This is a genomic window from Tepidibacillus sp. HK-1 (assembly GCF_001748485.2).
In the GTDB taxonomy this organism is placed as follows: Bacteria; Bacillota; Bacilli; order Tepidibacillales; family Tepidibacillaceae; genus Tepidibacillus_B; species Tepidibacillus_B infernus.
Window position 1 is genome coordinate 101,888 of record NZ_BDGM02000007.1, and the last position, 13,839, is coordinate 115,726.

Here is a 13,839-nt window from a genome sequence, read left to right on the forward strand (position 1 = left end):
AGACAAAGTGGTGAAATGAAATGTTAGTAGAATTAGCGATTCGCCAATTTGCAATTATTAAAGAGTTGAGAATTAATTTTAAAAATGGACTCAACATTTTAACTGGGGAAACAGGTGCAGGTAAATCAATCATTATCGATGCGATACAACTTATAATTGGGGGAAGAGGGTCCGTTGATTTTATTCGTAATCAAGCTGAAAAAGCTGAAATAGAAGCTTTATTCGATTTACCTGATCAACATCCTGTATTTCAGATTCTAAGTTCTTTAGGTATTGAACTACCTCAAGATGGTATGCTTTTGATTAGAAGAGAACTGTTACAAAATGGAAAAAGTATATGTCGAATCAATGGGCAGTTAGTGACATTGGGTATGTTAAAAGAAGTTGGGCAGTGGTTAATCCAACTTCATTCTCAACATCAAAACCAGAGCTTATTTTTTCAGGACAAACAATTGGCTTTATTGGATGCATACGGTGAATTAAGTCTAGACAAGACTAAAAAAGAATTTAGGCATTTATTTGATCAATATGATACCCTAAGGAAAGAGGAAAAACTCTTACTTGAAAATGAAAAGGAATTAGTTCAACGTTACGATTTATTAAAATACCAATTGAATGAAATTATTACTGCTGAATTACAACCTGGAGAGGATCAAGAACTCATTCAGAAAAGGGATCAAATTAGATATTCAGAAAAAATCGTAAAGGGGATTGGTCATTCTTATAAAATTCTTTCCAAAGAAAATGGTGTTATTGATTTATTATCACATACACTTAGCATACTTGATCAAATTACTCAGTACGATACAAAGATTAAAGAATACTATAATCAGCTTATGAACTCTTATTATCAAATTGATGATATAAGTGCTCAACTTAATCAAATGTTATATCAGATGGATTTTGAACCGAACCAGCTTAACCAAATTGAAGAACGTTTATCGGTTATTCACCATTTAAGACGGAAATACGGTGAATCTGTTGATGCTATCTTAGAATATGCCGCCTCTATTGAGGATGAAATCGACGTGATTGAAAATAGGGATCAACACCTTCAACATATACAACAAAAATTAAAAGATATTACACATGATTTAATTCTTGAGGCTACTGAGTTATCTAATCAAAGGAAAAAATTAGCTAAAGAACTAAGTCAAAAAATTGAATACGAATTGCGTGATCTTGAAATGAAAAATGCAATTTTTAATATTGACATTTATTATAAAGAAGATACAGATGGTATTGATATAAATGGAAAAAAGCTACATATAAACCATTTAGGTATTGATAAAGTTAATTTTCTTATTGCTCCTAACCCAGGAGAACCATTAAAAGCCATTCAAAAAATTGCCTCTGGTGGGGAATTATCTAGAATCATGCTAGCGATTCAAACCATTTTGGCAAATAATGATGAAGTAGAAACCATTATCTATGATGAAATTGACGCTGGTGTAAGTGGTCGTGCAGCACAAGCGATTGCAGAAAAATTAGCGTTAGTTGCAAAGAATAAGCAAATTTTTGTTATTACCCATTTACCACAAGTTGCTTCTATGGCAGACCATCATTATTTGATTCGAAAACATATAAAGGATCAGACTACTACTACAGAAGTAACAGTTCTTAACCATCAACAAAAAGTGGATGAAATTTCTCGTATGCTTAGTGGTGTAGAAATGACAGAATTAACAAAGAAACATGCTACAGAAATGCTTGAAAAAGCTTCATCCTTTAAAAAAACAAAAATAAATTGAGCTAGGGGAAAGCTGTCTTTTATGGTGGCTTTCTTTTTTTTCATTATTAATTGTGACCCCACAAAGTAATCGGAATACGCTTCGAAGGAGATCGTCACTTTTGTGGGAATAATATCTTTACCGCTAAAGGAATGATTTAGATGTTTAAATCAATTTGAGAAAGGATACCTTAAGTGTACAGAGAAATTGGAGGTGTACAGGTAGGTGGCCTAGGAGAGTGATGTGATTGTCCCTTAATAAGCGTAAATGGTTTGGGTTATTTGTTGCAACATTGATTGTTGTTTTCTCTTTTACTTCATCCTTTCAGTCCTTTGTCAATTTTCCTAAAGAAATTCGCATGTTTGAATCTGCAATTAAACAATTAAAATTAGCTTTACCACTTTCAGTAATAGTAAGTTCAAGTAATCCTGAGATTTTAGAAGTAAATGGTCATCAAGATGAATTTAAGGCAAATTTAAGTTATCCTTTAACAGTAAAGCCGAAGAAAGACGGAAACACAAAAGTTTCAGTTAAATTATTTGGGGTTATTCCTTTTAAATCACTTGATGTAAATGTGATGAAGGATATTAAAGTAATACCTGGTGGACAAACCATTGGCGTCAAATTAAAATCCGCTGGTATTATGGTTGTTGGGCACCATGTTATTCAACAAGAGAATGGTGTCACTGTGTCTCCTGCAGAAAAGGCAGGTATTCGAGCAGGGGATTTAATTATTAAAATCGGAAATAAAAAGATAAAAGATGTCACAGAAGTGGCTGAAATCGTCAACAAAATGGGGAAAAAGAAAGAAGAAATTGTACTGGATATCGTTAGAAATAGGGAGAAAATAAAAGTAAAAGTAAATCCATTATATGACAAAAAGGCTCAGCTTTATCGTCTAGGTTTATATATACGTGATTCAGCTGCCGGAGTTGGTACATTAACTTTTTATGACCCTGTAAACCATAATTATGGCGCACTGGGGCATGTGATCACGGATATGGATACTCAAGAACCAATCATTGTTGGCGATGGTCAAATTTTATATTCAAACGTAACTTCGATTGATAAGGGGATAAGTGGAAAACCTGGCGAAAAAAGAGCCATATTTGTAGATGAAGATCATGTAATCGGAAACATTAGTAAAAATACGCCATTCGGTATTTTTGGGAAGATGGATCAACAGCCGATCAATGGTGTAATCAACCAATCAATTCCAATTGCATTTCCTGAAGAGGTAAAAGAAGGACCAGCTGAAATCTTAACGGTGATTGAAGGCCAGAAAGTAGAAAAATTTAAGATTGAGATAATTAATGTAGTTCCCCAAAAATATCCCGCTACTAAAGGGATGATTATCAAAGTCACGGATCCAAAATTATTAGAAAAAACAGGTGGTATTGTCCAAGGAATGAGTGGAAGTCCAATCATTCAAGATGGCAAACTTGTTGGGGCAGTTACTCACGTCTTTGTTAATGACCCAACATCTGGGTATGGTTCCTTTATCGAATGGATGATTAGAGATGCAGGGATGTTAGATGATGAAAAACTCAAGGCAAGCTAAGCCTTGGGTTTTTCTCCGTTAATAAAAAATAAGTGAAAAGTTGAGAATACGGGCGTAATACGGAAAAAAATGCTGAAAAAGTTTTTTCGACAAGAAGGAAAAAAGTTCTAGATGTCGAATAATTTTTAACAGAAATAAAAAATGGAAAAGTTTAGGGCGAGGCTGAAGGAGGAAAAAACTTGTCAAAAATTAAAATTTTAATTGCAGATGATAACAAAGAATTTGTAGATTTGTTAAAAGAATTTATGCTAGCCCAGTCAGATATTGAAGTGATAGGGGTAGCATATAATGGGAATGAGGTTTTAAAAATATTAGAACGTGAAACCCCCGATGTTATGATTTTAGACATTATTATGCCTCATTTGGACGGACTTGGGGTTTTAGAAAAAATGAAAGAAATTCATTTTTCAAAGCCGCCAAAAATCATTATGCTCACCGCTTTTGGCCAAGAAAATATTACACAGCGAGCTGTTGAATTGGGAGCATCTTATTACATACTAAAACCATTTGATATGGATGTATTAACAAATCGTATTAGGCAGGTTGTTAGTAACAAAATTGTCACTCCTCCAACTAAATTAACAACTAATCAAATGATTACTGTTCCTGTAAAAACCAAAAATTTGGATGCCAATATTACGAATATAATCCATGAAATTGGGGTGCCTGCCCATATTAAAGGCTATATGTATTTACGTGAAGCAATTACTATGGTTTATAACGATGTTGAAATTCTTGGCTCGATAACAAAAGTCTTATATCCAAAAATTGCAGAAAAGTTTAACACAACGCCAAGTCGTGTCGAGCGTGCCATTCGCCATGCTATTGAAGTGGCTTGGAGTAGAGGAAATGTAGATGCTATTAAGAACTTATTTGGTTATACCGTGAATATTAGTAAAGCAAAGCCGACGAACTCAGAGTTCATCGCCATGGTGGCAGACAAGTTAAGAATTGAAAGTAAAGTAGGATAAAATAACAATATCTAAATTATGCAAAACCCTTGTGGTTTTGCTTTTTTTGTTTCCATAGAATGGCATTTAATATTATGCAAATACTATAAAAGAGCTAAAAAGTAAGGGAATGATTTTGATGATATTTACTAAAACTAATAAAACAATGAAAAGTACCTATATTGTGGATAAAAAAACAAAACACTTATTAACTCGTATCAAACCCAATCAAATTGCAGTCGTTCGTCATTCGGATATTGATGAGATTGCGGCATCTGGTTTTATTGAAAAAAAAGTAAAAGCAATTATTAATTTTTCTCAAACGATGACAGGTAGATATCCTACATTAGGGTTAAAAACATTATTAGAAGCAAAAATCCCTGTTTTTGATGTTTTAAAAGGTTATCATATATTTGAACAATTACATGATGAAAATGAAGTTGAAATTAATTTTGATGAAAATATAGCATTTTTTTATTCAATTTGGAAGTCGCAAATGGAAGTAGCAATTCAAGAGTGGACTTTTGATAAGTGGAAACAGATTTATAGAGTCGCGACAGAGAATATTGAACAAGAACTGAACAATTTCATTGATAATACCTTAGAATACGCATCAAGAGAAAAAGATTTTGTTTTAAAACCGTTAAAAATTCCACCTCTAAAAACAAAATTTAAAGGTAAACATGCTGTTGTTGTTGTAAGAGGAAAACATTACCGAGAAGATTTGGCAGCCATTCGCTCCTATATTGAAGATTATCATCCGATTTTAGTTGGTGTAGATGGTGGTGCAGATGCTTTAATGGAGCATGGTTTAATCCCTCAGGTGATTCTAGGGGATATGGATAGTGTATCGGATGAAGCCCTAAAATCAGGCGCTGAAATTATAGTCCACGCTTACCCAGATGGCAGGGCGCCAGGGATAACAAGGGTTAAAGAATTGGGGCTTGAGGCTAAGGTGATTCCCTCATTAGGGACCAGTGAAGATGTGGCGATGTTATTAGCATATGAACAACAAGCGGAAATCATTGTGGCACTAGGCGCCCATTCCCATATGATTGATTTCTTAGAAAAAGGAAGAAAGGGAATGGCTAGCACAGTATTGGTTCGAATGAAAATTGGCACCAAGTTGGTGGATGCAAAAGGTGTTAGTCAGCTGTATCATCCAAGTACACAATGGAAATCAATTAGTTTAATCGGAATTGCGGCAATTACCCCAATCTTAGCGATTAGCTTAATCAATCAAGATATGGTAAGACTTTTAGAAATGATGTGGCTCAATATAAAAATGCTTTTTACGTAGGTGAAACTATTGATTACCAATAAATATTACATTACAACGATCATTGCAATTTTTTTATCTTTAAGTTTGGGAATTTTAATTGGAGGAACATTAGGCCAACAATGGATTAATAACAACCAACAAAAACTGGTTTCCTATTTTAAAGCAAAGTCAGAAGAACTACAAAAAACCAATCAAGATTTAGAGAAAAAAAATGATGAATTACTGTCCTCATATCAGTCCTTAAAAGATGATTTTCAAATTCTTTTCACTAAAAGCATTTCTCATACAATTGATGGTCGCAAACTCTTATGGATTAACTCAACGAATGAAGATTTTGAATCGATAAAACGATCAATTAAAATCGCTGGGGGAATTATTTATGAATTAGATCATGAGATTAGTACTGTTGTGATGAAGGGGTCATCTTTTTCAATGAATGCCTCTAAACAGTACGACGCGATTATATTTGTTCCAGAGAATAATGAGCAATTAAAGGAAAGCCAACAACTAGCTCAATATGGAATTCCAGTCATTTATATGGCCAATCAATCAAATGAGTGGATTGAAAAATTGGATTTAGAAGCAGAAGTTTATGAACAGAAGATCAATATCGAATCATTTAATGACCAGTATCAGTTTATTACTTTTCTTAAAAACTTGTTTGAGGAGAAATCTTAATGACTCAACCCAAGATTTCGATTATTGTTCCAGCGTTTAACGAAGAAAAATATATCGAAAGTACGATTCAGGCGATTCGTAAGTGGACCTATGATAAAGAAATTATTATAGTTGATGATGGAAGTACTGATAAGACGAAAGAGATTTTAATGAAAATAGCTTCAGATTCAGTGGTAAAGCCAATTTTTCTTAAACTAAACCAAGGAAAAGGACAGGCTCTAAAGGCAGGTGTTAAACAAGCTGAAGGAGAAGTGATTATGTTTTTAGATGCTGACCTTGGTGATTCCGCAAAGGATGCTGATCGTTTGCTTGATCCAATTTTTAAGAATGATGCAGATATGACCATTGCTATTCTTCCGCGATCAAGTATGAAGGCAGGTTTTGGTCTAGTTAAAAAATTAGCTAGGAGTGGAATCTATTTCATGACAGGTTATCAACCTATTGCCCCATTATCTGGTCAAAGGGCAATGAAAAGAAAAGTAATCGATCAAATCACAGAATTAGTTAGTGGTTTTGGAATAGAAGTAGGTTTAACCATTGATGTACTTAGAATGGGGTTTAAAATAAAAGAAGTTGAAGTAGCTCTTTACCATCGAGAAACGGGCAGGGATTTAAAAGGGTTTATTCATAGGGGGAAAGAATTTATTGCGGTGGCAAAAGCTTTATTTATTAAGTGGAGGCAGCAACGATGATTATAATATTTGTTACTTTTTTTGTGACGTTCGTATTCTTTCCGTTTTATCAAAGATTTTTAATAAGGTTTGGTAGCTTAAGATTTAATTTTCAAAAACAAATAATTCCTGTTAGTTTTGGAGGCTTTATTTTTTTGATCGAGTCGATCATCATTTATTTATATCAATTAAACGAAAATAGGTATATATGGATTTCATTGTTAATTATAACTCTTATAGGTACATATGATGATTTATTTGGTGATACTAAAGTAAAAGGACTACGAGGACATATAAAGGCTTTCTTTCATGGGAAGATCACTTCTGGATTTTTAAAAGCAGCTATAGGAGGGCTGATCGCTTTATTTCTAGCTATCTATATCGGTGATTCAAACTTAGTTAAAGTAACGAACTTTTTACTTATATTATTTATGATCAATACGATTAATTTGTTTGACCTTCGCCCAGGGAGAGCGCTTAAGGTTTTTTTTATTTTATTTTTTTTGTTAAGCATATCTAGCACTTTTTTATCTAAAAATCAGTTAGGTTTAGTGGTTTTTACAATATTAACAATAGTGTTCTTTCAAGATGTTCATGCTAAAATAATGTTAGGTGATAGTGGAGCCAATCTAATCGGTTTACACCTTGGGATTTGGTATAGTATGTATTTCTCAATGAGTGGAAAATGGATAATGATTCTTTTTTTAATTGGTTTACATATCTACACAGAACGCTATTCGCTTTCTCGATTAATAGAAAATAATAAAATCTTAAAAAGGATAGATTTATGGGGCCGTCGGGGTACGGTATAGAGGATGTGGGGAAATGAAGGTAAGAAAAGTTTTAATTATAGGTGCTGGTAATGGTGGGAGCTCCCTGCTTAAGGCTTTACAAGGAATGGAAAAACTTAAAATTGTGGCTATCGTTGATCAGAATCTTTTAGCACCAGGGATTCAATTAGCAAAAGAATTAGGAATTGAGGTTTCATTAGAATTTTATTCTTTTTTAAATGAGAATATAGATGTCATTTTTGATGCGACAGGAGATGTACGTGTATTTGAGGAGCTTCAGAATCATAAACCAGAGCACACTGTTATCATTCCTGGAACCATCGCTAATATTATTATGAGCTTAATTGAAGAGAAGGAAAGTTTAATTCAGGAATTAACGCGGCAACAAAGGGAACTAGATGTGATTCTTAATTCAACCCATGACGCCATGATTGCAGTCAATAAAGACGGAAGAATTACACTATTTAATCGAGCGGCTGAACTTCTATTAGACAAAAAATCTTCGTCTATTTTGGGTACGTTAGCACAAGTCTCTATTCCAAATACTAGGCTACACTTGGTTTTACAAACAGGGAAACCAGAATTAAATCAAGAACAACAATTGGATAATAATAAAAAAATTGTGACCAACCGAGTGCCGATGATTAATGCAGATGGAGAGATTATAGGTGCTGTAGCAGTATTTAGAGATATAAGTGAAGTATCTAACTTATCAGAACAAGTCTCCGATTTAAAATCGATACAAAGCATGCTTGAAGCGATTATCAATTCTTCTGAGGATGCCATATCTGTTGTCGATCATGAGGGAAAAGGATTGATGATTAATCCGGCATACACAAGACTAACAGGTCTAACAGCAGAAGAAGTGATCAATAAACCAGCTGATGTGGATATTTCTGAAGGAGAAAGCATGCATATGCAAGTATTGCGTACGAAAAAACCAGTGCGTGGCGTTCATTTAAAAGTTGGTCCCAAACGTAGAGATGTTGTTGTCAATGTTGCACCTATTCTTGTGGATGGAAAATTAAAAGGTAGTGTAGGAATCATTCATGACACGTCAGAAATCAAAAAGCTAACAGAAGAACTTGAAAAGGCAAGAAGAATTATTCGTACGTTAGAAGCTAAATATACCTTTGATGACATTGTAGGCAGTAGTGAAGAAATGAGATTAGCTATAGAGACAGCTAAAAAAGCAGCGTTAACCCATGCAACAGTATTAGTTAGAGGAGAATCAGGAACTGGAAAAGAACTCTTTGCCCATGCAATTCATAATGCCAGTGATCGTAAATATAACCAATTTGTAAGAGTGAATTGTGCAGCCATTTCTGATTCATTGCTAGAGAGTGAATTATTCGGCTACGAAGAAGGAGCCTTTACTGGTGCTCGAAAAGGTGGAAAAAAAGGTTTTTTTGAAGTAGCTAGCGGTGGAACGATTTTTCTTGATGAGATTGGTGAATTAGAATTAAACACCCAAGCCAAATTACTGCGAGTCCTACAAGAAAAGGAAATTGTTAGAGTAGGTGGCACAAAGCCAATACCTATTGATGTTAGAGTGATTGCAGCGACAAATGTAAATTTGGAAAAAGCAATACGGAATGGGAAATTCCGTGAAGATTTATATTATCGTCTAAATGTTCTTCCGATTATGATTCCATCTCTAAGGGATCGGAAGTCGGACATTCCTTTATTAGTAAGTTATTTAATTAAAAAGTTAAATATTGAATACGGGAGAAAAGTGGAAGGGATAGCAGAAGAAGTCCAGCATATTTTCCTTGAATATGCTTGGCCAGGAAATGTTCGGGAACTAGAGAATGTTATTGGCCGTGCGATTATGAATATGACTTTTAACGAAACGTTTATTCAAATAGAACACTTACCTTCTTTAGGAAAGAGTATTGTTCCTTCCAATTACGAAAAGGTCACAACCGTTCCTTTGGAAGATCATATTCTTCCATTAAGTGACATGATTTCTAAGATGGAAAAAATGTATTTAAAACATGTTCTTAAGAAAGTAGATGGAAATAAGACGAAAGCAGCCCATTTTCTAGGAATCTCGATCAGAAACTTATATTATAAATTGGAAAAATACGGATTATAACGAATAATTATGAAAAATACTGCCTGCAAAAATTTGCGTATGTGCAATTTTTTGCAGGCAGTATTTTAATATAAACTTATTTAAACCTGAAAAAGTAAAGCGCTTTCATAAAGAAAATCTTGGCATGGTTTTTGCTATTTGTTATATTGAAAAGATAAAATGTGTTGTTGAATGAAGGTGGTTTTAAATGAATTCTTTTAAAAAAATCATCTCGAGGATAAAAAGGGATGCCCTAACTCAAGTTGCGGTTGCCGTTGCTGAAGATGAGGAGGTTTTAATTGCTGTACAAAACGCGTTAGAGAAAGGATTTGCTCGCTTTCATTTGTTTGGAGATGAAAGCAAAATAAGGCAGCTAGCTGAAAAAAGTATGATCCCACTAGATCAAGTGAAGATTACAGATGAGAGAGATTATGTTAAGGCGAGTCTTAAAGCGGTAAATTCGGTGAATACTGGAGAGTCGCAAATTTTGATGAAGGGATTAGTACCAACTCCAATTATTTTAAAAGCGGTTCTAGATAAGGAAATAGGTCTTAGAACCCATCGAATTTTGAGTCATATCGCGTTATTTGAAGTAGAAGGACTTGATCGTTTGATCTTTTTAACAGACGCGGCAATGAATATATCTCCGTCGTTAGAACAAAAAGTACAAATTACTCAAAATGCGATTGACTTTGCTCGTATTATAGGACTCACAGAACCAAAAGTTGCTGTTCTTACTGCATTAGAAACTGTAAATCCTAATATGATCGCTACATTGGATGCTGCACTTTTATCAAAAATGGCTGAACGAGGACAAATTTGTGGTGGGATTGTTGATGGGCCATTAGCACTTGATAATGCAATTTCCTTGGAGGCTGCAATGCATAAAGGAATTAAAAGTAAAGTAGCTGGCCAAGCAGATATTTTATTAGTTCCTAATATTGAAGTGGGAAATACTTTATACAAATCCCTTGTTTATTTTGGAAAGGTCAAGGTTGGTGCAGTGATTACCGGAGCAAAATCACCCATTGTATTAACTTCAAGGGCTGATTCTTTTGAAACAAAGTTAAATTCTATTGCATTAGCGGTTCTTTTATCACAACAAGCAAATATTTAGTTTTTATTTTTCTATTAAGATATAAATTTATTTAAATGGGAGGAAGAAAGAATGAAAATTTTTGATTACATGGAGAAATTTGATTATGAACAACTGGTATTTGCTCACGATGAGGCTTCAGGGCTAAAAGCAATTATCGCTATTCACGATACTACGTTAGGCCCTGCATTAGGTGGGACAAGGATGTGGACATATGCTTCTGAAGAAGAAGCGATTATTGATGTCTTGCGTTTAGCAAGGGGAATGACCTACAAAAATGCTGCTGCCGGATTAGATCTAGGCGGTGGGAAAACGGTAATTATAGGTGACCCAAGAAAAGATAAAAGTGAGGCATTATTCCGAGCGTTGGGACGATATGTACAAAGTCTTAATGGACGTTATATTACGGCTGAGGATGTAGGGACTACGGTTCAAGATATGGATTATATACATTTAGAAACTGATTATGTAACTGGCATATCCCCAGCATTTGGTAGTAGCGGTAATCCATCACCAGTCACAGCATATGGAGTTTACCGTGGAATGAAAGCTGCTGCTAAAGTAGCTTTTGGTAGCGATAATTTATCTGGTAAAACAATAGCTGTTCAAGGTGTAGGAAATGTTTCTTACAATCTTCTCAAACATTTACATGAAGAAGGAGCAAATTTCATCGTTACCGATATCAATGAAGATAATGTAAATAAAGCAGTAAAAGAATTTGGAGCCAAGGCTGTAGGTATCAATGAAATATATGGTGTTGAATGTGATATCTTTTCACCGAATGCATTAGGTGCAGTGATTAATGATGATACTATCCCACAACTTAAGGCAAAATTGATCGCAGGATCAGCAAATAACCAATTAAAAGAGGAAAGACATGGAGATATTCTTCAGGAAAAAGGGATTATTTATGCACCTGATTTTGTCATCAATGCTGGTGGTGTGATTAACGTAGCTGATGAGTTAAACGGGTATAATCGTGATCGGGCAATGAAAAAGGTAGAGACCATCTATGATAATATTTTAAAAGTGTTTGAGATTGCTGAAAGAGATGGAATTCCGTCCTATAAAGCGGCTAATAAAATGGCTGAGGAAAGAATTGATCAAATGCGTAAGATCCGCAGTAATTTTATTAGACAAGAAAAAAGTATTCTAGGCCGTTAGACCTTATTGAGTGAAAAGCACTTATCAAGTGCTTTTCACCTTCTCTAAGAAATGGAGTGGAAGTGATGGAGCAAATTTTTCGTTTATTGGTAATCAATCCTGGGTCAACATCCACTAAAATAGCGTTATATGATAATGAAAAATCAGTTTTTGAAGAAACATTAAGACACGACCTCGATGAGTTGAAGCAATTTAATAAAGTAATCGATCAATATGATTTTCGTAAAAATATGATTTTAGAAACCCTTCACAACCAAGGTATCAATTTAACCAAATTAAATGCGGTTGTTGGCAGGGGGGGGTTGTTAAAACCTATTCCGGGTGGAACATATCTAGTGAACGAACATATGGTCAAAGATTTGAAGGATGCTCGATATGGAGAACATGCGTCTAATTTAGGAGCGATGATTGCATACGAAATCTCAAAACAATTAAATATTGCTGCTTATATTGTAGATCCAGTTGTAGTAGACGAATTACAAGCGATTGCAAGAATCAGTGGTATACCAGAAATTAAACGCAGGTCAATTTTCCATGCTCTCAATCAAAAAGCAGTTGCGCGTAAAGTAGCAACTGAACTTAACCTCACTTATGAATCAGCAAATTTTGTTGTATGTCATATGGGTGGTGGAATCACGGTAGGTGCTCATCATCATGGGAAAGTGATCGATGTTAATAATGGTTTAGATGGCGAGGGTCCATTTTCTCCAGAACGTACAGGAAGTTTACCTGTTGGAGATTTACTTTCATTAGGTTTTTCAGGACAATTTACCCAAGAAGAATTAAAGAAAAAGATAAGTGGCCAGGGTGGAGTTGTTGCCTATTTAGGCACAAATAGCATGGTTGATGTTGAGAAGATGATTACAAACGCCAATGAGAAAGCAAAACTGGTTTGGGATGCGATGATCTATCAAATCGCAAAGGAAATTGGGGCAAGTAGTGCAGCACTTAAAGGAAAGGTTGATGCAATTATATTAACAGGGGGGATTGCATACAGTAAAACCTTTATTGACCAATTGGTAGAGTATATTGCATGGATCGCACCTGTGAAAATACTTCCTGGGGAAAATGAATTGCAGGCATTAGCTGAAGGTGGTTTAAGGGTACTCCGTGGGTATGAACAAGTAAAAGAATACGCTCTAGAGGAAGTTTATGTTGAATCATAATGCTAGAATAACCATTATCACTGGTCACTTTGGCAGCGGGAAAACGGAGATTTCTATCAATTTAAGTTTGAAGGAGAAAGAACAATTTCTAAAAGTTGCAATTAGTGATTTAGATGTCATCAATCCTTACTTTCGTTCTAGGGAGGCTCATTCTCTTTTTGAACAAAAAGGGATAGAACTGATTGCTCCAAAGGGGCAACTCGCTACTGCTGATCTACCAATTGTTTCAGGGGAAATTTATCGTGTACTTCATGATCCCAATTATCATGTAATCATCGATGTAGGTGGGGACAAGGATGGAGCTACTGCTTTAGGACAATATTACAATGATCTAAAGCGAATGAATGTACAAATGATTTTTGTTGTCAATATCAATCGTCCTTATGTGAGTACAGTAGAAGGTATCATCGAAACCATACAGCAAATCGAAAGGGTCTCCCGTCTTAAAGTTTCTGCTTTAATCAACAATACAAACTTAGGTAGAGAGACGACGATTGCGGATATTCAAAAAGGGTTAGAAATGACAAAAATAGTTAGTGAAAATTTGGGAATTCCATTTTTATATACAACGATCTCTAGCGACCTAATGGAAGAAACAGCTGATTTTTCAAGCAATCATGATGTTGTTTATATAGAACGTTTTATGAAATTACCTTGGGAGTAGAAAAATAGA

The 13,839-nt window shown here is 34.7% G+C and carries 12 protein-coding genes; all 12 read left to right on the forward strand.

From position 1 onward, the window contains the following. Window positions 1-20: 20 nt before the first annotated feature. Window positions 21-1,751 (forward strand): DNA repair protein RecN, encoded by a 1,731-nt coding sequence (gene recN, locus BEN26_RS05355; protein WP_069797572.1) that lies wholly within the window; start codon window positions 21-23, stop codon window positions 1,749-1,751. Between the two features lie 226 nt (window positions 1,752-1,977). Then, window positions 1,978-3,291: a SpoIVB peptidase gene (gene spoIVB, locus BEN26_RS05360; protein WP_069797571.1), complete on the forward strand. Its 1,314-nt coding sequence runs from the start codon at window positions 1,978-1,980 to the stop codon at window positions 3,289-3,291. Window positions 3,292-3,470: 179 nt separating this feature from the next. Beyond that, window positions 3,471-4,262, forward strand: coding sequence for a sporulation transcription factor Spo0A (gene spo0A, locus BEN26_RS05365; protein ID WP_068723641.1), 792 nt, complete (start codon window positions 3,471-3,473; stop codon window positions 4,260-4,262). Window positions 4,263-4,380: 118 nt separating this feature from the next. After that, window positions 4,381-5,541, forward strand: a complete 1,161-nt coding sequence (gene steA, locus BEN26_RS05370; RefSeq protein ID WP_220126412.1) for a putative cytokinetic ring protein SteA — start codon at window positions 4,381-4,383, stop codon at window positions 5,539-5,541. A 9-nt stretch (window positions 5,542-5,550) separates the two neighbouring features. Beyond that, window positions 5,551-6,201 carry a copper transporter gene (locus BEN26_RS05375; RefSeq protein WP_069797569.1) on the forward strand — a complete coding sequence of 217 codons (651 nt, stop codon included), beginning with the start codon at window positions 5,551-5,553 and terminating at the stop codon, window positions 6,199-6,201. Beyond that, a complete protein-coding gene (locus tag BEN26_RS05380; protein WP_069797567.1) occupies window positions 6,201-6,893 on the forward strand; it encodes a glycosyltransferase family 2 protein in 693 nt (230 codons plus the stop codon). The genes BEN26_RS05375 and BEN26_RS05380 overlap by 1 nt, the downstream gene beginning before the upstream one ends. Before the next feature lie 134 nt (window positions 6,894-7,027). Next, a complete protein-coding gene (locus BEN26_RS05385) occupies window positions 7,028-7,684 on the forward strand; it encodes an MraY family glycosyltransferase (RefSeq protein ID WP_181482206.1) in 657 nt (218 codons plus the stop codon). 13 nt (window positions 7,685-7,697) lie between these two features. Further along, window positions 7,698-9,761, forward strand: coding sequence for a sigma-54 interaction domain-containing protein (locus BEN26_RS05390; protein ID WP_069797563.1), 2,064 nt, complete (start codon window positions 7,698-7,700; stop codon window positions 9,759-9,761). A gap of 187 nt (window positions 9,762-9,948) precedes the next feature. Further along, window positions 9,949-10,857 (forward strand): phosphate butyryltransferase, encoded by a 909-nt coding sequence (gene ptb, locus BEN26_RS05395; RefSeq protein WP_069797561.1) that lies wholly within the window; start codon window positions 9,949-9,951, stop codon window positions 10,855-10,857. A gap of 51 nt (window positions 10,858-10,908) precedes the next feature. Continuing rightward, complete coding sequence (locus BEN26_RS05400; RefSeq protein ID WP_069797559.1) at window positions 10,909-12,000, forward strand: Glu/Leu/Phe/Val family dehydrogenase; 1,092 nt, start codon at window positions 10,909-10,911, stop codon at window positions 11,998-12,000. Between the two features lie 56 nt (window positions 12,001-12,056). Continuing rightward, window positions 12,057-13,166, forward strand: coding sequence for a butyrate kinase (gene buk, locus BEN26_RS05405; RefSeq protein ID WP_255421858.1), 1,110 nt, complete (start codon window positions 12,057-12,059; stop codon window positions 13,164-13,166). Beyond that, the gene (locus tag BEN26_RS05410) at window positions 13,153-13,830 is read left to right on the forward strand and encodes a hypothetical protein (protein WP_069797556.1); all 678 of its coding nucleotides are present in this window, start codon (window positions 13,153-13,155) and stop codon (window positions 13,828-13,830) included. Before buk ends, BEN26_RS05410 begins: the two co-directional genes overlap by 14 nt. The last annotated feature ends 9 nt before the right edge of the window (window positions 13,831-13,839 follow it).